Below are 23,742 nucleotides of genomic sequence, written 5' to 3'. Positions count from 1 at the left end.
TGGTCAGAATTGGAAGTAGAGGAATTCGGTCGGCGCCATGGAAAAGGCGATCGCCAGGGCGAAGAAACCGAGCACGCCTACCGCCATGCCGTGGATCGCCGTCGGCCGCCAGGCGCTGACCGGCAGCAGCCGTTCGGTCCAGTGCGGCTGAGCCTGGAAGTTGAGCGCGGTTCGGAAGTGGCCCATCCACTGCTGCACGTTGGGCATGCCCCAGACAAACACCAGCAACGCGGCGATATAGACGAAGTCGGAGCGATCCATCGCCGTGCTGGTCGGGCTCAGGCCGAGCATGCCGACGAAGATCGCCATGGCGGTCGGCACGTCGCTGGCGCGAAAGAACACCATCGCCACCACCACGCAGCCAAAGGTCAGCGCGACGGCCGCCGCCTTGTGCCACCAGATGTCGCTGTCCAGCTTCCAGCCCTGACGTGCCTTCCAGGCACGCCAGCCGTGGGCGACCACCAGATAGAAGCCGTGCAGCAGGCCGAAGGCAACGAAGTGCCAGCCGGCGCCATGCCAGATGCCGGAAATGAACATGGTGAACACGGTTGGGTAGGCGACCAGCGCAAAGAAGGTGCCGGCGGTCATCTTGCCCCGCCGCGGCTGCGGCTTGCCGGCCGCCATGCGCGCGCGGGTCACGCGCAGCACGATGGGGTTGTAGATGTAGGCGGTGAGAAAACGCGTCAGCGTCATGTGCCAGCGCGACCAGTAGTCGATGACGTTGCGCGCCTTGAACGGGCTGTTGAAGTTGGCCGGCAGGCTGATGCCGAATAGCAGCGCCAGGCCGATGGCCATGTCGCTGTAGCCGGAAAAGTCGAAGTAGATCTGCAGCGTGTAGGTCAGCGCGCCGGTCCAGGCGTCGTAGAACGCCGGGATGGTGCCGTCGGCAGCCAGGCTGAAGACCGGCGTGGCCTTTAGCGCGAGGGTGTCGGCGATCACCACCTTCTTGAACAGGCCGAGCAGAAACACCGTGGCGCCCAGCGACAGGTTGTCGATGCGCGCGCGGAAGCTGTCGCGGTCGTTGAACTGCGCAAGCATCTCGCCGTGGTGGGTGATCGGCCCGGCGATCAGTTGCGGAAAGAAGCTGATGAACAGGCAGTAGTTGGCGAAATCGTGCTCTTCCACCACGCCATCATGGGCATCGACCAGATAGGCGATCTGCTGGAAGGTGAAGAAGGAGATCGCCAGCGGCAGGATGATGTCTTCCACCCGCCAACCGAGATCCAGCGCCGCATCCAGCGTGCCTAGCAGGAAACCGGTGTACTTGTAGTAGACCAGCAGCAGCACGTTGGCCGCGACCGCCAGCCCGAGCACCAGACGTGAGGGGTGCCGGCGCAGGTAGCCACCGAGCAGATAGTTGACCAGCATGCTGCCGAACAGCAGCGGTACGTAGACCGGGTTCCACCAGCCGTAGAACACCAACGAGACGACGGTCAGCCAGATCACCGCGAGCCGCTGTCGGCCCGATCCAGTCAGCACGAAGAATCCAATCAACACCACCGGTAGAAAGCCGGCGATGAATTCCACTGAATTGAAAAGCATCTTTCCCTATCCCTGCTCAGCGTACGTGCATCGCTGCCCAGGCCGCCGGCAAGGCGGGGCGAGTCATCCATAAAGTCCTAGCGCCACGCCACCGACAATCCATCCTGGTCGGCTTTGCGACATCCTCGGTCCATCAGTGGGTGCTCGCTCGGGTTTCGGCCACCTTGGCCGGCTTCCCCTGAGCTCCTATGGCTCGGACGTGAAGGTGTAAAAAAAAGTTTCAGTGTTTGTTGCACCGCCGAGCGCTTTATTGTCGCAGGTCAAAAAGCCCGCGGCGGGCGTGGCCTGCAGCCCATTTCCGTCGGTCGGGAAAGTTCCCGGCATTTTTCAAGGCCCGGAACATTTGAGCGCGAACGAGTTACTGGCGTGTTCGGGCGACCGTGTAAAGCTGCCGGTCCGCTCAGCGGACGCTGCTCAACCCTGCGCTGCTGCGCGCGCGCTGAACGCTTCTCGAAGCGGCGGCAGGCGGTTCGACCCTGCGCTGCAGGTGCCGCACGGTGCGCTTTAGCCGCTGCACCTTGTCTTCCAGTTGGAAGACCTTGCGGTTGTTGTAGAACATGCCCAGCACGAACCCCACCGAAGTGAAGACCAGGCCATAGATGAGTGCGGCTTCATAGAGATAGCTGGAAAACATCCTGTCGTCCTCTGCGGGTAATGGCCCACGCTCGTCGAGCGAATCAACCCGGAATGGGCTGATGCCAATCTGCCTTTATGTGACAGGACGCACATTGAAAACGTTCCCAGTGCGATGGCTGCGCTTGTCGTGCGGTCAGCGAGCGCCGGCGGACATGGCGATGGCCGCGGCTGCGGTCCGGGTCTCCACACCGAGCTTCACGTAGACGTGCTCCAGATGCTTGTTCACCGTGCGCGGGCTGAGCCCGAGGATGTCGCCGATATCGCGGTTGGTCTTGCCGCAGGAGACCCAGTGCAGCACCTCGACCTCGCGCCCGGTCAGCTGGAAGCGCTCGGTCAGGGTGGCCTGGATCTGCTTCTCATCGGCCGGAGCCTGGGCCTGGCGAGCGCTCTGCAGCGTGCGCGCGGTGCGCAGATGTGCGGCGACGCGGGCCAACACCTGTTCCGGGTGGATTGGCTTGGTCACGTAGTCGATGCCGCCGGCCTCGAAGCCGGCGAGCACATGCTCGCTTTCGGTCAGGGCAGTCATGAACAGCACCGGTACGTCTTCCAGCTCGGCCTGCGCCTTGATTCGGCGGCAGGTATCGAAACCGTTTAGCCCGGGCATCATGGCGTCGAGCAGCACGATGTCCGGCTTCAGCCGCTGCATTCGCTCCAGCGCGCTGAGGCCGTCCAGCGCCACCAGCACCATGTAGCCGGCCTGGTCGAGTGCGCCGGAGAGCAGGGCGAGGTTGTCGGGCACGTCATCGACGATCATCACGATGCCCTGGTTCTGCGGATGATCAGCTGGGTGCATGGGTGTTCTCCATGGGCGTCTGAATCTCGTTGTTCATGGCCTGGTCCAGGCGCTGGCCCAGTTCGTTCAGCTGGAAGCGCCTGGCCAGCTGGCGCAGTTCCTGGAGTTGCGCGGCGGCGGCCGGCAGGTCGCGCTCGAGCTGGTCGAGCAGTTCGAGCACGCCGCGCACATACCCGAGCGAGGCCTGTTGCTGCAGCGCATGCAGGGCATTGAGCGGCAGGCCCGCGGCGGTCGAAGTGGTGGCCGCCGCATCGCGTCTGAGCCAGTCCAGCGCCAGCTGCTGGCGAATCTTGTCCAGCAGCACCGGGGCATGCACCGGCTTGGGCAGGTAGTCACTGCAATCGGCGGCGACACTCGCGCCGTCGACGAAGGCATTGGCGGAAATGACGATGATCGGCGCCTTCGAACCCACCGAGCGGCGAATCAGCCTGGCGGTCTGCCAGCCGTCGAGCTGCGGCATGGAAAGGTCCATCAGGATCAGGTCGGGGTTGTGCAGCGAAACCTGGCTGAGCGCTTCCTGGCCATTGCTGGCCATGAGTATCTCGAAGCCCAGTGGTTCGAGCATGCCGGCCAGCACCTTGCGGTGTTCGATGTGGTCGTCGACCACCAGCACGCGGCGGCGCGGGCCGTGGTAGCCGATGATGTCGTGTTCGACATGGACCACCGCCTGCGGCACGCGCACTTCGGAGAGGAACAGGCGCAGCTGAAAAACGCTGCCGCGACCTTGCTCGCTCTTCATCGACAGCTCGCCGCCCATCAACGCGGTGAGCATGCGGGTGATGGTCAGGCCGAGGCCCAGACCGCTGTCCTGACGCAACGGATTACCGCGCTCGAACGGCTGGAACAGACGCTCCACCTGTTCGGGGGCGATGCCGATACCGGTGTCGGCGATCTCGAAGGTCGCGGTTTCGCGCAGGTAGCTGGCGCGCAGGGTGATGCTGCCTGCGTCGGTGTAGCGCACCGCGTTGCCGAGCAGGTTGATGAGAATCTGCCGCACGCGCTTCTCGTCGCCGCGCACAACGGCCGGGATGCGGCCCTGGGTTTCGAAGTGGAAACGCAGGCCCTTTTCCTCGGCCTGTGGCGCGATCATCTGGCGTAGTTGCAGGAGGAATTCGGGAAAGGCGATCTCGGAGGGCTCCAGATTGAGCTTTCCGGCCTCGATCCTGGCCACGTCGAGCAGCCCGTCGATCAGCGAGAGCAGATGAGCGCCGCTGCGATGGATGGTGCCCAGCGCTTCCTTGTGTCGCGTAGGCAGCTCGCCATCGCGCAACAGGATCTGCGCATAGCCGAGGATGCTGTTCAGCGGGGTGCGTAGCTCGTGGGAAAGGCCGGTCACATAGCGGCTCTTGGCGGCATTGGCCGCCTCGGACGCCTCCTTGGCCTTCTGCAGCTGTTCGTCGGTCTTGCGGTGGGCTTCGATTTCCTGCATCAGCAGGTGGGTCTGGCGATCCGATTCCTGCTGGGCGACGTGGCGGCTTTCGCGGGTCAGCACGACCCACCAGGCGAGAATCCCGGCGAACAGCGAGAGCACCAGGAATGCCTTGAGAAACGCCTGATAAAGGGTTTCTCCCGCCTCCTGCGGGCTGGCCACGACGCTCGGCGAAACCTGGCTGTAGATCAGCCAGAGCGCCAGCGAAAGCAGGCCGATGATCAGGCCGAGCACACCGAGGTAGTGCGCCAGGCGGGTGTGCAGGCGCGGGATGGACACCTGCGGGAAGGCCCAGCGGAGGAAGTTGTCCCACTGCGCCGAGAGCCGCGCGTGCGGCTTGCACAGGTCGCCACAGCGGGCATCGAGCGAGCAGCACAGCGAGCAGATCGGCGCACCGTAGGCGGGGCAGAAGGCGGTGTCCGGCTCTTCGAAGGCGTTGCTGCACAGCACGCAGGCGACTTTGCCGCGCTCGGTATAGGGGTAGAGCAGCTCTGGCTGGCGTTCGCGGGCTATATAGAAGCGCCCGCCGGTAAGCCATGCGATCAATGGTGCGCAGATCAGTGCGGTGCCCAGCGCGATCATCGGTGAGGCTGCCTGAGGCAACGAACCGAGCACGCCGCTGTGGGCGAGAATCGCCAGCAGTGAGGCGATCAGCATGGCGCCGACACCCACTGGGTTGATGTCGTAGAGGTGTGCGCGCTTGAATTCGATCTGCCGCGGCGACAGGCCCAGCGGCTTGTTGATCACCAGGTCCGCGACCAGCGCGCCGATCCAGGCGATGGCCACGTTGGCGTACAGCCCGAGCACCTGCTCGATGGCTTCGAACACGCCCAGTTCCATCAACATCAGCGCGATCGACACGTTGAATACCAGCCAGACCACCCGCCCCGGATGGCTGTGGGTGACGCGCGCGAAGAAGTTCGACCAGGCCAGGGAGCCGGCATAGGCGTTCGTCACGTTGATCTTCACCTGCGAGACGATGACGAACAGCACCATGGCGCCCAGCGCCCATTCCGGCGAGGCGAACACGTAGCTGAAGGCCACCAGGTACATCTGTGTCGGCTCGGCCGCCTTGTCCACCGGGATTTCGTGCTGCAACGCGAGAAAGGCGAGAAAGGCGCCGGCGAGCATCTTCAGTGCGCCGGGGATGATCCAGCCGGGGCCGGCGGCAAGCATCGCCAGCCACCAGCGAACGCGGTTCTGCCGGGTCTTCTCGGGCAGGAATCGCAGGTAGTCGACCTGCTCGCCGATCTGTGTGATCAGTGCCAGCGCCACCGTGCAGGCGGCGCCGAAGGACAGCAGGTTGAACGAGCCACCGTCGCCTTCGCGGCCGGCGAAACTGGTCAGATCGCTCAGCGCCTCGGGGTTCTTGGCGATGACGAAAATGTAGGGCAGCAACAGCAGGATCAGCCAGACCGGTTGCGTCCAGAGCTGCAGGCGGTTGATCAGGGTGATGCCGTAGGTCACCAGCGGCACGATGATGATCGAGCAGACCACATAGGCGAGCGCCAGCGGTATGCCGAAATACAGCTCCAGCGCCAGCGCCATGATCGCCGCTTCGAGGGCGAAGAACAGGAAGGTGAAGCTGGCGTAGATCAGCGAGGTGATGGTCGAGCCGATGTAGCCGAAGCCGGCGCCACGGGTCAGCAGGTCCATGTCCACGCCGTAGCGCGCCGCGTAGTAACTGATCGGCAACCCGGTGAGGAAGATCACCAGCGCCACCGCGAGGATCGCCCAGAGCGTATTGGTGAAACCGTAGGAAAGGGCCAGCGTGCCGCCGATGGCTTCCAGGGCCAGGAACGACACCGCACCGAGCGCGGTGTTGGCGATACGAAATTCCGACCACTTGCGAAACGACTTGGGGGTGAAACGCAGGGCATAGTCTTCCAGCGTCTCGTCGGCGACCCAGCTGTTGTAGTCGCGGCGGATCTTGACGATGCGCTGTGTGCCTGTGATCTGCACGCTGGCGGCCCCGGCTGATTGTCGTTTCCCTGGTTTGAGCAACTTCCGTGCCCCCGTTCGGCACTGCTGATGAACCGCGGCGAAGCACCGGTACGCATCCGGCGCAGCGCTGCCGTGATCGGCAGGAGCGAGGGTTGCCGGCTGCTGGCGTGCTCCATACCGGCGCAAGGATGCACCAGCAGTGCACCTGCTACGGATACGTCAGATGACGTACCCGCTTACGTCATCCTGCGTATACCCCGGCCAGACAGCCGAGCCCATTCTTGCTCCCGACCCGATGCCGGCCCGCAGCAGCAGTGTTGCGGCAAGCCAAGCACGGCCCACCGAGACAGGAGCAATCATCATGGATTCAAAACTGACGGGTTCGTCACGCCGCCTTCCCCGCCGGCTTGCGCAGGGGGCTGCGGCACTCTCGATGCTGGCAATGAGCATCTTCGCCTCGAGCGCCAGCGCCGAGGTCAACACCACCGGCTTGGCGGTCACCGATACGGAAGTGGTGGTCGGGCAGCTGCATTCGGCGACGGGCACCATGGCCATCTCCGAGACCGGCTCGATCCAGGCCGAGCGACTGGCCATCGAGCAGATCAACGCGGCAGGCGGCATCCTTGGCCGGCAGATCAAGGTGGTGCAGGAAGACGGCGCGTCCGACTGGCCGACCTTCGCCGAAAAGGCCAAGAAGCTGCTGGAGCGTGACAAGGTCGCCGCGGTGTTCGGCTGCTGGACCTCGGCCTCGCGCAAGGCGGTGCTGCCGATCTTCGAGCGGGAGAACGGGCTGCTCTACTACCCGACCTTCTATGAAGGCCTGGAGCAGTCGAAGAACGTCGTCTACACCGGCCAGGAGGCCACCCAGCAGATCCTCGCCGGCCTCGACTGGGTCGCCAAGGAGAAGGGCGCCAAGACCTTCTACCTGCTCGGCTCCGACTACATCTGGCCGCGCACCTCGATGAAGATCGCCCGCAAGCACATCGAGAACGTGCTCGGCGGCAAGGTGGTGGGCGAGGAGTACTACCCGCTGGGCAACACGCAGTTCGGCTCGCTGACCAACAAGATCAAGCTGAAGAAGCCTGACGTGATCTTCGCCGCCGTGGTCGGTGGTTCCAACGTCGCCTTCTACAAGCAGCTCAAGGCCGCCGGCATCACCGCGGACAAGCAGACCCTGCTGACCCTCTCGGTCACCGAGGACGAACTGCTCGGCATCGGCGGCGAGAACATGGCCGGCTTCTACGCCTCGATGAAGTACTTCCAGAGCCTCGATAACCCCAACAACGTCGAATTCGTCAAGGCGTTCAAGGCCAAGTACGGCAGCGACGCGGTGATCGGTGACGTCACCCAAGCCGCCTATCTCGGCCCCTGGCTGTGGAAGGCCGCGGTCGAGAAGGCCGGCAGCTTCGACGTCGACAAGGTGGTCGCCGCCTCAGCCGGGCTGGAGCTGAACACCGCGCCGGAAGGCTACGTGAAGGTGCATGAGAACCAGCACCTGTGGAGCAAGACGCGCATCGGCCAGGTGCAGGCCGACGGCCAGTTCCAGGTGGTCTTCGAGTCCGACCTGATCGAGCCGAACCCCTTCCCGAAAGGCTACCAGTAACCCTCTCTGCGCCGCGTGCCGGCAGGCCCGCGGCGCTCTCTTTTGCCATCAGGAGACATCATCATGGAATGGCTATCGGAGTTTGGTGCCATCGCGGCCATGCAGGGTTTCAACGGCTTGTCGGTGTTCTGCGTGCTGCTGCTGATGGCTCTGGGTCTGGCGATCATCTTTGGTCAGATGGGCGTGATAAACATGGCCCATGGCGAGTTCCTCACCGTGGGTGCCTACACCACCTATCTGGTTTCGGTGCTGACGCTCAAGTACCTGCCTGAGCTGCAGCCCTACTACTTCTTCGTCGCCATCGTGCTGTCATTCGTGATTGCCGGTGCGCTGGGCTGGCTCGCCGAATGGGCGTTGATCAGCAAGCTTTACCATCGCCCGCTGGACACGTTGCTGGCGACCTGGGGCCTGTCACTGGTGATGCAGCAGGCGTTCCGTTCGATCTTCGGTGCGCGCGAGGTCAGCGCCACGCTGCCGGACTGGCTGATGGGGTCCTGGATGCCCACCGACACCATCGACATCCCGCTCAACGGGCTGTTCGTGATGGCGCTGACACTGCTGCTCACCACGATGATCTTCGTCCTCATGTACCGCTCGCGCTGGGGCCTGCAAGTGCGCGCCACGGTGCAGAACCGGGTGATGGCGCGTTCGGTGGGGATCAACACCAAGAAGGTCGACCGCATGACCTTCGCCCTGGGCTGCGGCGTGGCAGGGGTCGCCGGCGCGGCCTTCACCACCATCGGTTCGACAGGCCCGACCTCGGGTTCGCTATACATCGTCGACACCTTCCTGGTGGTGGTCTTCGGCGGCGCGGCCAGTCTGTTCGGCACCATTGCTTCGGCGTTCTCCATCGCTCAGACGCAATCGATGGCCGAGTTCTTCATCAGCGGCTCGATGGCCAAGGTGCTGACCCTTTCGGCAGTGATCCTGATCCTCATGCTGCGTCCGCAGGGGCTGTTCACGGCCAAGGTGCGCAAATGATGAACAGTTTTTTGGTGGCGATGGCGAACGACGTGAGGGCCAAGGCATGAACTCGACACTCGATAAATTCTTCGGCGGAAAGCAGGGCGGCATCGGTCTGCTGATTCTCGCGGCGCTGCTCCTGCTGGTGTTTCCGCTGCTGCTCGACAGCTTCCGCCTGAATATGGTGGGCAAGTACCTGACCTACGCCTTCGTTGCCGTGGGCCTGGTGCTCTGCTGGGGCTACGGCGGCATTCTCAGCCTGGGGCAGGGGATCTTCTTCGGCCTCGGCGGCTACTGCATGGCAATGTTTCTCAAGCTCGAGGCATCCGACCCGGAAAGCACCAGGATCCAGTCCACGCCCGGTATTCCGGACTTCATGGACTGGAACCAGATCACCGAGCTGCCGTTGTTCTGGCAGCCCTTCCAGAGCTTCGGCTTCACCCTGCTTGCCGTGGTCGCGGTGCCGGCGATTCTTGCACTGATCATCGGTGTGGCGATGTTCAAGCGCCGGGTGGGTGACGTGTACTTCTCCATCGTCACCCAGGCCATCGCGGCGATCCTGACCATTCTGATCATCGGCCAGCAGGGCCTGACCGGCGGGGTGAACGGCATCACCGACCTGAAGACGCTGCTCGGCTGGGACATTCGCACTGACGAGGCGAAGACCATCCTCTACTTCGTCAACGCGGCGCTGCTCATCGGCTGCATCCTGATCGGGCGCTTCATCCTCGCCTCGAAGCTCGGGCGCCTGCTGATGGCCATGCGTGACAAGGAGGAGCGGGTGCGCTTCTCCGGTTACGACGTGGCCAGCTTCAAGATCTTCGTGTTCTGCGTGGCGGCAAGCTTCTCGGCCATCGGCGGGGCGATGTTCACCCTGCAGGTGGGCTTCATGTCGCCGAGCTTCGTCGGCATCGTGCCGTCGATCGAGATGGTCATCTTCGCCGCCGTGGGCGGGCGCATGTCGCTGCTCGGCGCGGTGTACGGCGCGCTGCTGGTCAACTACGGCAAGACGGTGTTCTCCGAGAGCTTCCCCGAACTCTGGCTGTACTTCATGGGTGGGCTGTTCATCGCGGTGGTCATGTATTTCCCCAACGGTCTGGCAGGCCTCTGGCAAAGCCATGCCCGTCCCTGGCTGGCGCGTCTGCGGCTGCCGGATCGGCGCCAGCCATCGGTGAAGCCCAAGCCGCCGGCGAAGCAGGCGGGGGTGGGCGGTGCAACGATCGATGCGGTTCCCGCCAAGCAACTGGAGAGCACGCCATGAGTGGATTTCAGATGCCCAAACCGGTGCTGGCCATCGAGGGCCTGACCGTTTCCTTCGACGGGTTCAAGGCGGTCGACGACCTGAACCTCTATCTGGACCGCAACGAGGTGCGCGTGGTGATCGGCCCCAACGGCGCCGGCAAGACCACGGTGCTCGACCTGATCTGCGGGAAGACCCGCGCCACCGGCGGCTCGATCCAGTTCGACGGGCGCGAGCTGACCAAGATGAAGGAGTTCGACATCGTTCGCGCCGGGGTCGGGCGCAAGTTCCAGAACCCGTCGATCTACGAAAACCTCAGCGTGTTCGAGAACCTGGAGATGTCCTATCCGGCCGGGCGCAAGGTGTTCGGTGCGCTGTTCTTCAAGCGCAGTGCCGAGGTCGTCGCGCGGGTGGAGGAGATCGCGGCGGAAATCGGCCTGACCGGACAGTTGTACGGTGAGGCAGGGCTGCTCTCCCACGGCCAGAAACAGTGGCTGGAGATCGGCATGCTGCTGATGCAGGACCCGGAGTTGCTGATGCTCGACGAGCCGGTGGCTGGCATGAGCGTCAGTGAGCGGGCACAGACCGCCGTGCTGCTCAAGCGCATCAGCCAGGGCCGCTCGGTGCTGGTGATCGAGCACGACATGGAGTTCGTCAAGAGCATCGCCCACAAGGTCACCGTGCTGCATCAGGGCAAGGTGCTGGCCGAGGGCAGCATGGAAGCGGTGCAGAGCAATCCCAAGGTCATCGAGGTTTATCTGGGGCATTGAGGCGGTGCGGGCCCTGGCCCGCGTGGATAACCCTTTGCGGTTATCGACGCTACGCCGACGGCTGGCCCGCGCACCGTAGGGTGGACATCGCCGCAGGCATGTCCACGCGTGTCGCACCCGACAGGTACAAACAGGAGTTCAGCATGTTCCAGATCAGCAGCCTCGCTTCGGGCTACGGCCAGAGCCAGATCCTTCATGACCTCAATCTCAAGGTCGAAAAGCAGGAAATCGTCGCGGTCATGGGCCGCAACGGCATGGGCAAGACCACACTGTTCAAGACGCTGATGGGCATCGTCCCGCAGACCGCAGGCAGCGTGCAGGTGGACGGGCAGGAAGTTGCCGGACTGGAGACCCATCAGCGGGTCGCCAGCGGTGTGGCCTACGTGCCTCAGGGGCGGATGATCTTTCCCAGCATGACGGTGCTGGAGAACATCCAGACCGGCCTGCCGGCAGCCGCCGGCGGCAAGGTGCCGGATGATCTCTACGCGCTGTTCCCGGTGCTGCACGACATGCGCAAGCGCAAGGGCGGCAACCTGTCCGGCGGCCAGCAACAGCAGCTGGCGATCGCCCGGGCACTGGCGACCAATCCCAAGGTGCTGCTGCTGGATGAGCCGACCGAGGGCATCCAGCCGTCGATCATCAAGGACATCGCGCGCACGCTGAAGGAGATCCGCTCGCTTCGCGATCTGACCATCGTGGTTTCCGAGCAGGTGCTGTCATTCACCATGGAAATCGCCGACCGCTTCCTGGTCATCGAGAAGGGCCGCTTCGTGCTTGAGGAAAGCGCAGCCAATGCCGACGAGGCGACCATCAGTCGTTACCTGTCGGTGTAAGCGCTTATTCCGTGGGGCGCCCTAGGGCGCGAACCGTGCAGGCTGGTTCGCGCGCCAAGGGCCTTTCGCGGAGCGATGGGGCGACGCAATTCTTCTCTTTTTCCTGATCCTCAGGCTGGTGTGCATTCCCTGCACGCCGGCCTTCTCCTGCCTGCCCAACAGAGCTGCAAGCCGCGCATTTGCTGGCTCCGGGCATACGTCATCCAACGTATTTCGGAAAAAACGGCGACGGAAAAGACTAGCTCCGTGTTCAGCGCAACGCTGATGTCCTTCCAACGCAAAGGAGCTTCGTCATGACCGATACCCTGATCAAGGTCGACTTGAATCAGCCTGCCACCGAGAACGAGCAGATCCACAACCGCTGGCATCCGGACATTCCGATGGCCTGCTGGGTCAAGCCGGGTGACGACTTCATTCTCGAGACCTACGACTGGACCGCTGGCGCGATCAAGAACGACGACGATGCATCCGACGTGCGCGACGTCGACCTGACCACCGTGCACTACCTGTCCGGCCCGGTCGGGGTCGAGGGCGCCGAGCCGGGCGACCTGCTGGTGGTGGACCTGCTCGACATTGGCGCCAAGCAGGACTCGCTGTGGGGCTTCAATGGCTTCTTCTCACAGCAGAACGGCGGCGGCTTCCTGACCGACCACTTCCCCCATGCGCAGAAATCCATCTGGGATTTCCAGGGCCTGTTCACCAGCTCCAGGCACATCCCGGGCGTGCGTTTCGCCGGGCAGATCCATCCCGGCCTGATCGGCTGCCTGCCGGACCACAAGATGCTGGCGACCTGGAACGAGCGCGAGCAGGGCCTGATCGACACCAATCCCAACCGCGTCCCGCCGCTGGCCAATCCGACATTCGCTGCGACCGCGCACATGGGCAAGCTCACCGGCGAGGCGCGTGACAAGGCCGCGGCCCAGGGCGCGCGTACCGTGCCGCCCCGCGAGCATGGCGGCAACTGCGATATCAAGGACCTTTCGCGCGGCTCGAAGATCTTCTTCCCGGTCTATGTCGATGGCGCCGGGCTCTCGGTCGGCGACCTGCACTTCAGCCAGGGTGACGGCGAGATCACCTTCTGCGGCGCCATCGAGATGGCCGGCTGGGTGCACATGAAGGTCGAGCTGATCAAGGGCGGCATGGCCAAGTACGGCATCAAGAACCCGATCTTCAAGCCCAGCCCCATCGTGCCGGCCTATAAGGATTACCTGATCTTCGAAGGCATCTCGGTGGACGAGAGCGGCAAGCAGTACTATCTGGACGTCAACATCGCCTACAAGCAGGCCTGTCTGAACGCCATCAACTACCTGACCAAGTTTGGCTACTCGCCGGCGCAGGGTTACTCGCTGCTCGGTTCGGCGCCAGTGCAGGGCCATATCAGCGGTGTGGTGGACATCCCCAATGCCTGCGCAACGCTTTGGCTGCCGACCGAGATCTTCGAATTCGACATCCACCCGAACGCGTCCGGGCCGACCCGGTTCCTCGACGGCAGCATCGACCTGCCGATCGCCTACGACAAATGAGTTCGTTCATCCGGGCGGGGCAGGTGCTCTGGACGGCGGCCTGGCCCGCCCGGATGGAGGGACACGGAGGATGATGCGATGCCGATCTATGAATACGACTGCGACGCCTGCGGTGACTTCACTGCCCTGCGCCCGATGAGTGTGCGCAGCGACCCCTGCGACTGTCCGGCTTGCGGCACGCCCAGCCCGCGGGTGATTCGCACCGCCCCCGGCCTGGCAACCATGGCCGGCAGCACCCGCGCGGCGCATGAGACCAATGAGCGCGCCAGCCACGCGCCCAAGACAGTCGCCGAGTATGCCGCCAGCAAGCGCCACCCGGCCGGCTGCAGCTGCTGCGGCCCGAGCAAGCCGGTGGTGCCGACCAAGGCGAATCCCCATGCGCTCAAGGCCAGCCCGTCGAACCGGCCGTGGATGATCAGCCACTGAGGTGAACCCCGTGGAGGGCCTTGGCCGCAGTGGCTGAGCAATGCGGCAGATGCCACTCCCACGATCGCACTGACTCGACAACCAAGAGGAGGCGCCCATGCGTCACGGTGATATTTCCAGCAGTCCCGATACCGTCGGCGTAGCCGTCGTCAACTACAAGATGCCGCGCCTGCATACCCGCGCCGAGGTGCTCGACAACGCGCGCAAGATCGCCGAGATGATCAAGGGCATGAAGCTCGGCCTGCCGGGCATGGACCTGGTGGTGTTCCCCGAGTACAGCACCATGGGGATCATGTATGACCCCGGCGAGATGATGGAAACCGCCACCACCATTCCCGGCGAAGAGACGGCGATCTTCTCGGCTGCCTGTCGCGAGGCCCGGACCTGGGGCGTCTTCTCGCTCACCGGCGAGCGCAACGAAGACCCGGGCAAGGCGCCTTACAACACGCTGGTGCTGATCGACGATCAGGGCGAGATCGTGCAGAAGTACCGCAAGTGCATCCCCTGGTGCCCGATCGAGGGCTGGTATCCGGGGGACCGCACCTACGTCAGCGACGGCCCCAAGGGCATGAAGATCAGCCTGATCATCTGCGACGACGGCAACTATCCCGAGATCTGGCGCGACTGTGCGATGAAGGGCGCCGAGCTGATCGTGCGCTGCCAGGGCTACATGTACCCGGCCAAGGAGCAGCAGGTGCTGATGTCCAAGACCATGGCCTGGGCCAACAACTGCTATGTAGCGGTGGCCAACGCCGCAGGCTTCGACGGCGTCTACAGCTACTTCGGTCACTCGGCGATCATCGGCTTCGACGGTCGCACCCTGGGCGAGTGCGGCGAGGAGGAAATGGGTATCCAGTACGCCCAGCTGTCCATCTCGCAGATCCGCGACGCCCGTGCCAACGACCAGTCGCAGAACCACCTGTTCAAGCTGCTGCACCGCGGCTACACCGGCGTCTACAACTCCGGTGATGGTGACAAGGGCGTGGCTGACTGTCCGTTCGAGTTCTACCGCACCTGGGTGCTGGATGCGCAGAAGGCGCAGGAAAACGTCGAGGCCATGACCCGCGCCACTGTCGGGGTCGCCGATTGCCCGGTGTACGAGCTGCCGCACGCGGGGCGGGAGCGAACGCTGGGTTGAAGGGTTGCCCGCCGCATTGGGGCAACTGTTCCAGAGGGTTGCTTGCCATCGGGGCCATGCGCCCTCAGCCCTCACCTCTCCTTGGAGAGGTGAGGGTGGCAGGCCGGTGTCGACTTTGGGCGATTACCCGCCTCGTTGCGATCTAGGTTTTGCCTTTCGGAGAGCAGGTAGTGGCGGACGCGCAGCGTTGATCGCACCCATTCCCCGCGCCCCTTCGCTCCAATGGTTGAGGGGCCGCACGTTCAATACTTCGCACCGGGGCGCTCATGCCATTCGTGAATGAACTGATCGAGCACAACCGTACCCAGCTCGCGCAAGCCAGCGACCGGGAGGACCACGCGCCGAAGCCGGTGTCGCGCTTCCTGTTCGACGTCGAGGCCGTCATGGCGCTGCTGCGCAGTCGTATCGTTGGTCAGGATGCGGTGCTGGGCGAAATCGAGGCGATGCTTCGCGTGGTCAAGGCCGGAATCGGCGATCCCGAACGTCCGCTGACGGTCAATCTCTTCCTCGGCCCGACCGGGGTTGGCAAGACCGAGATCGTCCGTCTGCTGGCCCAGGCCATTCATGGCAAGCCGGACGCCTTCTGCCGCATCGACATGAATACCCTGGCCCAGGAGCACTACGCCGCCGCGCTCACCGGAGCCCCGCCCGGCTACGTGGGCAGCAAGGAAGGCACGACCCTGTTCGACGCCGAGGCCATCGCCGGAAGCTTCAGCCGGCCCGGTATCGTGCTGTTCGACGAGCTGGAGAAGGCCAGTCGGGAAGTCGTGCGCAGCTTGCTCAATGTGCTGGATAGCGGACGACTGACCTTGGCTGCCGGCAACCGGACCCTGGATTTCCGCAACGCGCTGGTGTTCATGACCAGCAACATCGGCGCACGGCAGGCTGCGCGGTGGGAGCGCTGGCCGATACCACGCATGGGCCGTGCCGCGTTGCGAAGCCGTAGCTTCGGGCAGGCGCTGCATCGGCATTTCGATCCGGAGTTTCTCAATCGCATCGACCGCACGCTGCAGTTCGAGAGCATCCAGGGCGATCGGCTGAAGGCAGTGCTCGATGTCGAACTGGGCAAGCTGGCACAGCGCCTGGCCCGACAGGGCGTACGGTTGCAGGTCGATGAGGCCGTCAAACACGCCATCTGCCGCGCGCACGACTCGCGCTTCGGTGCGCGCGACCTCAGCCGGCGGCTGCGCACGCGCCTGGAGCCAGCGTTGGCGGAAGCCCTGTTGCGCGATCCCGCCGAGCGGGTATGGCGAGCGGTGCTGCAAGACGGTGCGATCCGTGTGGAGCCGCTCGCGAGCGACTAGCAGCGAACTCTCCAGCAGAGCGGTCGTCCCATTTTCTAGACCGCACATTTCACTGATTGGGGAAACATCGATGGCCATGCTGGACACCCGCGGTATCGGGGCCGTGACCTTGCTCAAGCGTACGTTCAAGGAATTCGGCAACGACGACATGTCGACCTATGCCTCGGCGCTGGCATACCGCGGCCTGTTCTCGATGTTTCCGTTCCTGCTGTTTCTTATCGCCTTGCTCGGCTTTCTCGATCTGCAGAATTTCTTCGACTGGTTGCGCATGCAGGCCGAGCTGGCCTTGCCGCCGATGGCGATGGAGCAGATCAATCCGGTCATTGACCAGTTGCAGGAACAGAAGGCGGGGCTGCTGTCGTTCGGTATCGTCGTGGCGCTATGGACGGCTTCGGTCGGTTTTCGCTCGTTGATGAATGCGATGAACCGCGCCTACGACGTGGAGGAGGGGCGACCGAGCTGGAAGCTGATCCTGCTTTCGTTGGCCTATACCGTGGGCATCGCCGTGCTGCTGCTGTTGTCGGCCGGGCTGATGATCGTCGGGCCGCAGGTGATGGAGTGGCTGGCTTCGCAGGTCGGCCTGAAGGACGTCGTCGTGCTGCTCTGGACCTGGCTGCGCTGGCCGGTGATTGTGCTCATGCTGATGCTGGTGGTGGCGCTGCTGTACTACGTGGCGCCGGATGTGAAGCAGGAGTTTCGCTTCATCACGCCGGGCTCGGTGCTAGCCGTGCTGGTGTGGATTCTGGCCTCGATCGCGTTCGGCATCTATGTGCAGAACTTCGCCGACTACAACGCGACCTACGGCAGCATCGGCGCCATCATCGTCTTGCTGCTTTATCTGTACATCTCCTCGGCAGTGCTGCTGTTCGGTGCCGAACTCAATGCAGTGATCGAACACGCTTCGGTCGAAGGCAAGGACCCGGGCGAGAAGGTGCCGGACGCCTGAGGCGCCGTCTGGCGCCCCGCTGCGAACAACCCTTCTACGTAACGGTCATCTATTTCATTACAGAATTATTCCGCAGGGATTGCGGAGCATGTTGCTGACCCGCGACGTGCCCGGCGAGGCCGGAGTTCTGCTATGGGACCGACGGAGAAGTACCTTGCATATCGCGGATATGACCATGTTCTACGCGCCCGCCAGTGGTGGCGTGCGCACCTACCTCGAGGCGAAGCATCGCAGGCTGCAGCTTTACTCCGGCGTGCGGCACAGCATTCTGGTGCCGGGCGGCGACTACAGTCACAACGATGGCCTCTATGAGGTGCCGGCACCGATCCTGCCTTTCGGCAAGGGCTACCGCTTTCCGATCCGCCGCGCGCCCTGGCGCAATCTGCTGCGTTCGCTGCGTCCCGATCTGATCGAGGTCGGCGATCCCTACATGACCGCATGGGCGGCACTGGATGCGGGGCGCCGGCTCAATGTTCCGGTCATTGGTTTCTATCACTCCGACCTGCCACTGCTGGTCAGCAACCGCATCGGCAGCTGGCTGGGCACCAACCTCAATGGCTACGTTTCAAAGCTGTACGGCAGCTTCGATCGGGTGTTGGCACCCAGCGAAGTGATGGCCGACAAGCTCTTGCACCTCGGCGTGAAGAACGTCTTCGTGCAGCCCCTGGGCGTTGATCTGGACACCTTCTGCCCCGAGCGCCGCGACCCCGATCTGCGCCGCGAGCTGGGCCTGGCCGACGACACCCGGCTGATGATCTTTGCCGGGCGCGGTTCGCGGGAGAAGAACCTGCACGTTCTGCTGGAAACCGCGCGCCAGCTCGGCAAGCCGTACCACCTGTTGCTGGTGGGTTCGAGCATGCCGCAGCGGGTGCCGGACAACGTCACGGTGATCGACCGCTTCTGTTGTGCCAGCGAAGTGGCGCGCTACATGGCCAGTAGCGATGTGCTGTTGCATGCCGGTAATCAGGAGACCTTCGGCCTGGTGGCGCTCGAAGCCATGGCCAGCGGTATTCCGGTGATCGCCGCGCGTGCCGGTGCGTTGCCGGAGCTGGTGCCGTTCTACACCGGGCGCCTGTGTCGGCCGCTCGACCCGAGGGCCATGGCGCATGCCGTGCGCGAGCTGTTCGAAGACGATCCGCGACTGCTCGGACAGCAGGCGCGCCAGCATGTCGAGGCGCATCATGCCTGGGATGCCGTGGTGGCGGGGTTACTCGCCCATTATCACGCGGTGCTCGGCACAGCGGACCTGCCGGTAGCCGTACATGGCTGAGGCTGCTCTGACGCTGGTACTGCACGACGTGGCCGCGGAAACCTGGCCGGCCTACCGGCCCTTCGTCGAGGCGGTGGACGCCATCGGCGGCGTGCCGATCACCTGGCTGGTGGTCCCGGACTTTCATCAGCGCAATCCGCTGGAGCGGCAGCCGGATTTTTGCCGGCTGCTGGACCAGCGTGTGCAGCGTGGTGACGAACTGGTGCTGCACGGCTGCTACCACGCCGATCTCGAGCCCGCGCCGAAGACGCCGCGGGACTGGTTCATGCGCCGGGTGTACACCCATGAAGGCGAGTTCTATGGCCTTGACGAACAGGCTGCCGGCGAACGGCTGGCGCATGGCCTGGAGTTGTTCCAGCGCCAGCAATGGCCGCTGCATGGCTTCGTCGCCCCCGCCTGGCTGATGAGCGAGGGCACCCGGCGTGTACTGGCCGGCAGCGGGCTAACCTATACCAGTGATCCAGGCCATCTTTACCTGCTGCCGGATTTCACTCCAATCGTCGCTCCTGGCTTGGTCTGGAGTGCTCGCAGCGCCTGGCGCCGTGGTGTGTCCTGGCTGGTCAGCGAACGCCAGTTGCGTCAGAGCCGTCAGGCGCCATTGCTGCGATTGGGCCTGCATCCGGTGGATATGCGCCACGAGTTCTCCCGCCGCTATTGGCTCGATGTGCTCGAGCGGCTGCTGCGGGACGGCAGGACACCGCTGACCAAGATCCACTGGCTGCGCCAGTACCGCCAGACGAGCGCCGTGGCATGAACCGGCGCTGGTGGTTGCTGGGCGGTGCCTTGCTCGCGGCGGCCATGGTGCCGCTTCTGCTTGGCGGCACCGGCCTGTTCGAACGACTGCGCCACTTTCCGGGTAGCCTGTTGGTCACCATGCTCGGCATGGTGCTGGTCGGCTGGAATCTGAATGCGCTGCGCCTGCGCCTGTTGCTCGGGCGGCGCAAGCTGGGCCAGCGTCGTGCATTCGGCATCGTCGTCGCCACCGAATTCGCCATCTGTGCGACGCCTGGAGGTGCCGGAGGGCCGCTGACCCTGATGGCGCTGCTCATGCGCCAGGGCGTGGCGCCGGCCAAGGGCACGGCGACCTATGCCGTGGAGCAGCTGAGTGATCTGCTGTTCTTCGCCTGCGCGCTGATTGGCGTGCTGTTCTATGCCCTGACCCACAGGCTCAACGCGCATATCGCCAGCCTGCTGGGCTTCAGCGTCGCGCTACTGATCGGCGTGATGGTGCTGCTGGCGTTGCTCGGGCGCTTCCACCGCCAGGTATTTCTGCTCAATGGCTGGCTGGTTGGCCGGCTCGGCATGAAGCCGTCACGCAAGCGCCGTTGGGCACGCAAGGTGCTGGGCTTCCGTAATGCGCTGGTCGACTGTTTTCGCCTGCCGCGTCGTCTTCTGTTGGCGGTGTTCGGGTTGACCACACTGCACTGGCTGCTGCGCTTCAGCGTGCTCTATCTGACGCTGCGTGGTCTGGGCGGCGAGCTGGCGTGGGCCTGGACCTTTCTCGTCCAGCTGCTGGCGCTGACTGCGGGGCAGCTGAGCCTGCTGCCTGGGGGGGCGGGTAGTGCCGAACTGGCCTCGGCTGCGCTGCTGACGCCGATGGTGGGCAAGTCGACGACGGCAGCGGCGATTCTGATCTGGCGCTTCGTGACCTATTACTTCTACCTCATCGTGGGCGCGCCGGTGTTCCTGCACCTGGCGGGTCGACCGTTGCTGCGCCGCCTGGTCCCTTCGCGCCATGCGTGAGCCGCTCTGTTCCGATGGCCGGGGGAAACTAACGTTTCGCACGGGCGGTCCACCCTATGTCACCAATGAGAAGCCAGGAGTTCGTCATGAGCAGTACTGAAGACAAGGTCAAAGGCAACACCAACGAAGCTGTCGGCAAGATCAAGCAAGGCGTAGGCGAGGCGACCGATAACGAGCGCATGAAGGGCGAAGGCCAGCGCCAGGAAGTCAAGGGCGAGGCCCAGCAGGTCAAGGGTGATGTGAAAGACACCCTGAAGAAGGGCATCGACAAGGCCTGATCTGCCGACGTTCTTGCGGCAGTACAAATGAAAATGCCCGCATCGCTGCGGGCATTTTTTTGTCTGGAATCGGCTGGCGATCAGCGCTCCAGATACTGCAGTTTGTCCTTTACGCCGTCCCACTCTTCGGCATCGGCCAGGGCGTCTTTCTTCTCGGTGATGTTCGGCCAGACTTCCGCCAGATCTGCATTGAGCTCGATGAACTCCTGCTGATCCTCCGGTACCTCGTCTTCAGAGAAGATCGCCTGGGCCGGGCACTCCGGCTCGCACAGTGCGCAGTCGATGCACTCGTCCGGGTGAATCACCAGAAAGTTCGGGCCTTCGTAGAAGCAGTCCACCGGGCAGACTTCCACGCAATCGGTGTATTTGCACTTGATGCAGTTGTCGGTGACGACGAAGGTCATGTCTAGCTATCTCCTCAGGCGTGTCAGGTAGGCGTTACGGTGACGCCCCTGCGAGTAGGCGGCACAGGCAAATGCCGCTTATCAAAAAAATGCGCGCGATTCTAGCAGCTTTCGCGGCGTATCAAATGCGAGTTTTCAAGCTGTATAGCAGGTCCAGCGCCTGACGCGGCGTCACATCATCGGGATTGATCCGTGCCAATTCCTCGAGCACCGGATGCGGCAGGCTGGCGAACAGGTCGCTCTGCATCGGTGGTGCCGGCTGGCCGGGCGCTATTCTCGGCGCTTCGTGGGGCAGGCTGGTGGTTTCCAGCCGCGACAGATGGTCGCGCGCACGCTGGATGACTTCGCCCGGCACGCCGGCCAGTTGGGCAACGGCCAATCCATAACTCTGGCTCGCCGGCCCCGGCAGCACATGGTGCAGGAAGACGATGCGCTCGTTGTGCTCGGTGGCCGAGAGGTGCACGTTGGCCACGACCGGCTCGCTTTCCGGCAGCACGGTCAGTTCGAAGTAGTGGGTGGCGAACAGGGTAAAGGCGCGCAGCTTGGCGAGGTGCTCGGCTGCCGCCCAGGCCAGCGAGAGGCCATCGAAGGTGCTGGTGCCGCGACCGACTTCGTCCATCAGTACCAGACTGCGATCACTGGCGTTGTGCAGGATATTCGCGGTTTCGCTCATTTCCACCATGAAGGTGGAGCGCCCGCCGGCGAGATCATCCGAAGAGCCGATGCGGGTGAAGATGCGGTCGACCAGCGACAGCTCGCAAGCCGCAGCCGGGACGAAGCTACCGATCTGTGCCAGCAGCACGATCAGCGCGGTTTGGCGCATGTAGGTCGATTTACCGCCCATGTTCGGCCCGGTAATGACCAGCATGCGAGTTTCGTCGTCGAGGCCCAGGTCGTTGGCGACGAAAGGCGTCTCCAATACCTGCTCGACCACCGGATGGCGACCCTGCTCGATGCGCATGCACGGCTGCTCGACGAAGCGCGGGCGGTTCAGATCGAGGTTGAGCGCGCGCTCGGCCAGGTTGCTCAGTACGTCCAGCTCGGCCAGTGCGGCAGCGCTTTCCTGCAGCGGTGCCAGGTGGCCGATGAGCATTTCCAGCAGCTCGTCGTAGAGCAGCTTTTCGCGGGCGAGGGCGCGACTCTTGGCCGACAGCGCCTTGTCCTCGAACTCCTTGAGCTCAGGGGTGATGAAGCGTTCGGCGCCCTTGAGCGTCTGCCGGCGGATATAGTCGGCTGGCGCCGATTCGGCCTGTTTGCTCGGCAGCTCGATGAAGTAGCCGTGCACGCGGTTGTAGCCGACCTTGAGGTTGGCCAGTCCGGTACGGGCCTTCTCGCGGGTTTCCAGGTCCATCAGGTACTGGCCGGCGTTCTCGGAAAGCGACTGCAGATCATCCAGCTCGGCGTCGTAGCCGGTCTTCAGTACGCCGCCGTCGCGGATCACCGCCGGCGGGTTGTCGATGATGGCGCGGGCCAGCAGTTCGGCCAGTTCCGGGTAGGTGCTGATGCTCGTCGCCAGTTCGAGCAGATGCGGTGCCACCAGGTCCTGCATGCCGGCCTGCAGCTGCGGCAGCGCGGCCAAGGCATCGCGCAGGCGCGCCAGATCGCGCGGGCGGGCGTTGCGCAGGCCGATCCGGGCGAGGATGCGTTCCAGGTCGCCGATGTCCTTGAGCTGCGGCTGCAGCTGCTCGAAGCGGTAATGCTCGAGCAGGCAGGTGATCGAATCCTGGCGCGCTTCGAGAATCTCGCGGTTGCGCAGCGGGCGGTTCAGCCAGCGGGTCAGAAGGCGCGAGCCCATGGCGGTCTGGCAGCGGTCCATGACCGATTGCAGCGTGTTCTCGCGGCCGCCGGCCAGATTGACGTCCAGCTCCAGGTTGCGCCGGCTGGCGCCGTCGAGGATCACCGTGTCGTCGAGGCGCTCGTGACGCAGGCTGCGCAGGTGGGGCAGGGCGGTGCGCTGGGTTTCCTTGGCGTAGGCGAGCAGGCAGCCGGCGGCGCCGATGGCCAGCGTCAGGTTCTCGCAGCCGAAGCCCTTGAGGTCCTGGGTGGAGAACTGCTGGCAGAGGCTCTTGAATGCCGAATCGCGATCGAAATCCCAGGGCGCGCGACGGCGCACACCGCGGCGTTTTTCCAGTGGCAGACCCTGTGGCCAGTCGTCCGGGATCAACAGTTCCGCCGGGCTCAGTCGCTCCAGTTCCGCGAGCAGGGTTTCCCAGCCCTTGAGTTCCTGCACGCTGAAGCGGCCGCTGGCGATGTCCAGCACCGACAGGCCGAACAGGCGCTCATCACCGACCACCGCAGCCAGCAGGTTGTCGCGACGCTCGTCGAGCAATGCCTCGTCGCTCACCGTGCCGGGGGTGATGATGCGCACCACCTGGCGTTCTACCGGCCCTTTGCTGGTCGCCGGATCGCCGATCTGCTCGCAGATCACCACCGACTCGCCAAGCTTCACCAGCCGCGCCAGATAACCCTCGGCGGAATGGAACGGAATACCTGCCATCGGGATCGCCGTGCCCGCCGACTGCCCGCGTGCGGTCAGGGTGATGTCGAGCAGCGCGGCGGCTTTCTTGGCATCGTCGTAGAACAGCTCATAGAAGTCGCCCATGCGGTAGAACATCAGCTGGTCCGGATGCTCGCGCTTGAGTCTCCAATATTGCTGCATCATCGGCGTATGGGCGGAAAGGTCGGCGTTGGGCTTGGTCATCGGCTTGCGTGCGGTTCGTTGAGTGGCGGGTAAGGCTATCGGATGACGGTGCGGTCGGACCGTCCGGAGCCAGGTTGACGCGGGAAAGCCGGCAAGGTTAACACGGGCCGAGCGGCTCGACAGGTGAGGGCGAGGACCGGTTCCCGCTTGGTCGGGTGTCGTTTGTCGGGCCGGGCGCGGAATGCGTTGACAAGCGAGCCGGTGCTGTTGGTAACTCTGGCCTGTCGACAGGTTGCCGGTGCGCCTTGTGCCTTGC

The 23,742-nt window shown here is 64.1% G+C and carries 20 protein-coding genes; 14 read left to right on the top strand and 6 right to left on the bottom strand.

Features of this window, described 5'->3' with window-relative positions; translation table 11 throughout:
• Positions 1-3 precede the first annotated feature (3 nt).
• The 4 genes from LLJ08_RS14130 to LLJ08_RS14115 form a co-directional block, all read right to left on the bottom strand.
• On the bottom strand, positions 4-1,542 hold the full coding sequence (locus LLJ08_RS14130; RefSeq protein ID WP_228207305.1) for an MBOAT family O-acyltransferase: 1,539 nt from the start codon (positions 1,540-1,542) through the stop codon (positions 4-6).
• Positions 1,543-1,942: 400 nt separating this feature from the next.
• Positions 1,943-2,176, bottom strand: coding sequence for a hypothetical protein (locus LLJ08_RS14125; protein WP_044315359.1), 234 nt, complete (start codon positions 2,174-2,176; stop codon positions 1,943-1,945).
• Positions 2,177-2,311: 135 nt separating this feature from the next.
• Positions 2,312-2,971, bottom strand: a complete 660-nt coding sequence (locus LLJ08_RS14120; RefSeq protein ID WP_041013522.1) for a response regulator — start codon at positions 2,969-2,971, stop codon at positions 2,312-2,314.
• Positions 2,958-6,362 carry an ATP-binding protein gene (locus LLJ08_RS14115; protein ID WP_228207304.1) on the bottom strand — a complete coding sequence of 1,135 codons (3,405 nt, stop codon included), beginning with the start codon at positions 6,360-6,362 and terminating at the stop codon, positions 2,958-2,960. Before LLJ08_RS14115 ends, LLJ08_RS14120 begins: the two co-directional genes overlap by 14 nt.
• Positions 6,363-6,777: 415 nt before the next feature.
• Here LLJ08_RS14115 and urtA point away from each other — a divergent pair, with 415 nt between their 5' ends.
• From urtA to LLJ08_RS14045, 14 genes are all read left to right on the top strand, one after another.
• Positions 6,778-7,947, top strand: a complete 1,170-nt coding sequence (urtA, locus tag LLJ08_RS14110) for an urea ABC transporter substrate-binding protein (protein ID WP_312723655.1) — start codon at positions 6,778-6,780, stop codon at positions 7,945-7,947.
• A 63-nt stretch (positions 7,948-8,010) separates the two neighbouring features.
• On the top strand, positions 8,011-8,928 hold the full coding sequence (gene urtB / locus LLJ08_RS14105; RefSeq protein ID WP_228207303.1) for an urea ABC transporter permease subunit UrtB: 918 nt from the start codon (positions 8,011-8,013) through the stop codon (positions 8,926-8,928).
• Between the two features lie 46 nt (positions 8,929-8,974).
• Positions 8,975-10,171, top strand: a complete 1,197-nt coding sequence (gene urtC, locus LLJ08_RS14100) for an urea ABC transporter permease subunit UrtC (protein WP_228207302.1) — start codon at positions 8,975-8,977, stop codon at positions 10,169-10,171.
• Positions 10,168-10,920, top strand: coding sequence for an urea ABC transporter ATP-binding protein UrtD (urtD, locus tag LLJ08_RS14095; RefSeq protein WP_228207301.1), 753 nt, complete (start codon positions 10,168-10,170; stop codon positions 10,918-10,920). Before urtC ends, urtD begins: the two co-directional genes overlap by 4 nt.
• A 143-nt stretch (positions 10,921-11,063) precedes the next feature.
• The gene (gene urtE, locus LLJ08_RS14090; protein ID WP_023443812.1) at positions 11,064-11,753 is read left to right on the top strand and encodes an urea ABC transporter ATP-binding subunit UrtE; all 690 of its coding nucleotides are present in this window, start codon (positions 11,064-11,066) and stop codon (positions 11,751-11,753) included.
• Between the two features lie 293 nt (positions 11,754-12,046).
• A complete protein-coding gene (fmdA, locus tag LLJ08_RS14085; RefSeq protein ID WP_228207300.1) occupies positions 12,047-13,276 on the top strand; it encodes a formamidase in 1,230 nt (409 codons plus the stop codon).
• Between the two features lie 78 nt (positions 13,277-13,354).
• Positions 13,355-13,702, top strand: a complete 348-nt coding sequence (locus LLJ08_RS14080; RefSeq protein ID WP_046622437.1) for an FmdB family zinc ribbon protein — start codon at positions 13,355-13,357, stop codon at positions 13,700-13,702.
• Between the two features lie 97 nt (positions 13,703-13,799).
• Positions 13,800-14,840, top strand: coding sequence for an aliphatic amidase (locus LLJ08_RS14075; protein ID WP_014819853.1), 1,041 nt, complete (start codon positions 13,800-13,802; stop codon positions 14,838-14,840).
• 266 nt (positions 14,841-15,106) lie between these two features.
• Positions 15,107-16,144 (top strand): AAA family ATPase, encoded by a 1,038-nt coding sequence (locus tag LLJ08_RS14070; protein ID WP_228207299.1) that lies wholly within the window; start codon positions 15,107-15,109, stop codon positions 16,142-16,144.
• Between the two features lie 70 nt (positions 16,145-16,214).
• Positions 16,215-17,090 (top strand): YihY/virulence factor BrkB family protein, encoded by an 876-nt coding sequence (locus LLJ08_RS14065; RefSeq protein ID WP_014819855.1) that lies wholly within the window; start codon positions 16,215-16,217, stop codon positions 17,088-17,090.
• A 154-nt stretch (positions 17,091-17,244) separates the two neighbouring features.
• Positions 17,245-18,360, top strand: coding sequence for an N-acetylglucosaminyl phosphatidylglycerol synthase (locus tag LLJ08_RS14060; RefSeq protein ID WP_041013530.1), 1,116 nt, complete (start codon positions 17,245-17,247; stop codon positions 18,358-18,360).
• Positions 18,353-19,114: an N-acetylglucosaminyl phosphatidylglycerol deacetylase gene (locus tag LLJ08_RS14055; RefSeq protein WP_042927389.1), complete on the top strand. Its 762-nt coding sequence runs from the start codon at positions 18,353-18,355 to the stop codon at positions 19,112-19,114. The genes LLJ08_RS14060 and LLJ08_RS14055 overlap by 8 nt, the downstream gene beginning before the upstream one ends.
• Positions 19,111-20,103, top strand: a complete 993-nt coding sequence (locus tag LLJ08_RS14050; RefSeq protein ID WP_228207298.1) for a glucosaminyl phosphatidylglycerol flippase — start codon at positions 19,111-19,113, stop codon at positions 20,101-20,103. The genes LLJ08_RS14055 and LLJ08_RS14050 overlap by 4 nt, the downstream gene beginning before the upstream one ends.
• A gap of 86 nt (positions 20,104-20,189) precedes the next feature.
• The gene (locus LLJ08_RS14045) at positions 20,190-20,381 is read left to right on the top strand and encodes a CsbD family protein (protein WP_014819859.1); all 192 of its coding nucleotides are present in this window, start codon (positions 20,190-20,192) and stop codon (positions 20,379-20,381) included.
• Positions 20,382-20,461: 80 nt separating this feature from the next.
• Here LLJ08_RS14045 and fdxA read toward each other — a convergent pair whose 3' ends face one another.
• Positions 20,462-20,785, bottom strand: a complete 324-nt coding sequence (fdxA, locus tag LLJ08_RS14040; protein ID WP_003285709.1) for a ferredoxin FdxA — start codon at positions 20,783-20,785, stop codon at positions 20,462-20,464.
• 121 nt (positions 20,786-20,906) lie between these two features.
• Entirely contained in the window at positions 20,907-23,486 is a 2,580-nt protein-coding gene (gene mutS, locus LLJ08_RS14035; protein ID WP_228207297.1) for a DNA mismatch repair protein MutS, read from the bottom strand.
• Positions 23,487-23,742: the final 256 nt, after the last annotated feature.

The sequence above is a fragment of the Stutzerimonas chloritidismutans genome (assembly GCF_020783375.1).
In the GTDB taxonomy this organism is placed as follows: Bacteria; Pseudomonadota; Gammaproteobacteria; order Pseudomonadales; family Pseudomonadaceae; genus Stutzerimonas; species Stutzerimonas kunmingensis.
Note: the sequence above shows the minus strand (reverse complement) of the source record. Positions and strands in the feature narration are given on the sequence as shown.

Coding starts and splice junctions, on each gene's coding strand:
- LLJ08_RS14130 (WP_228207305.1), bottom strand. CDS start 1,542: ATGCTTTTCAATTCAGTGGAATTCATCGCCGGCTTTCTACCGGTGGTG.
- LLJ08_RS14125 (WP_044315359.1), bottom strand. CDS start 2,176: ATGTTTTCCAGCTATCTCTATGAAGCCGCACTCATCTATGGCCTGGTC.
- LLJ08_RS14120 (WP_041013522.1), bottom strand. CDS start 2,971: ATGCACCCAGCTGATCATCCGCAGAACCAGGGCATCGTGATGATCGTC.
- urtA (WP_312723655.1), top strand. CDS start 6,778: ATGCTGGCAATGAGCATCTTCGCCTCGAGCGCCAGCGCCGAGGTCAAC.
- urtB (WP_228207303.1), top strand. CDS start 8,011: ATGGAATGGCTATCGGAGTTTGGTGCCATCGCGGCCATGCAGGGTTTC.
- urtC (WP_228207302.1), top strand. CDS start 8,975: ATGAACTCGACACTCGATAAATTCTTCGGCGGAAAGCAGGGCGGCATC.
- urtD (WP_228207301.1), top strand. CDS start 10,168: ATGAGTGGATTTCAGATGCCCAAACCGGTGCTGGCCATCGAGGGCCTG.
- urtE (WP_023443812.1), top strand. CDS start 11,064: ATGTTCCAGATCAGCAGCCTCGCTTCGGGCTACGGCCAGAGCCAGATC.
- fmdA (WP_228207300.1), top strand. CDS start 12,047: ATGACCGATACCCTGATCAAGGTCGACTTGAATCAGCCTGCCACCGAG.
- LLJ08_RS14080 (WP_046622437.1), top strand. CDS start 13,355: ATGCCGATCTATGAATACGACTGCGACGCCTGCGGTGACTTCACTGCC.
- LLJ08_RS14075 (WP_014819853.1), top strand. CDS start 13,800: ATGCGTCACGGTGATATTTCCAGCAGTCCCGATACCGTCGGCGTAGCC.
- LLJ08_RS14070 (WP_228207299.1), top strand. CDS start 15,107: ATGCCATTCGTGAATGAACTGATCGAGCACAACCGTACCCAGCTCGCG.
- LLJ08_RS14065 (WP_014819855.1), top strand. CDS start 16,215: ATGGCCATGCTGGACACCCGCGGTATCGGGGCCGTGACCTTGCTCAAG.
- LLJ08_RS14055 (WP_042927389.1), top strand. CDS start 18,353: ATGGCTGAGGCTGCTCTGACGCTGGTACTGCACGACGTGGCCGCGGAA.
- LLJ08_RS14050 (WP_228207298.1), top strand. CDS start 19,111: ATGAACCGGCGCTGGTGGTTGCTGGGCGGTGCCTTGCTCGCGGCGGCC.
- LLJ08_RS14045 (WP_014819859.1), top strand. CDS start 20,190: ATGAGCAGTACTGAAGACAAGGTCAAAGGCAACACCAACGAAGCTGTC.
- fdxA (WP_003285709.1), bottom strand. CDS start 20,785: ATGACCTTCGTCGTCACCGACAACTGCATCAAGTGCAAATACACCGAT.
- mutS (WP_228207297.1), bottom strand. CDS start 23,486: ATGACCAAGCCCAACGCCGACCTTTCCGCCCATACGCCGATGATGCAG.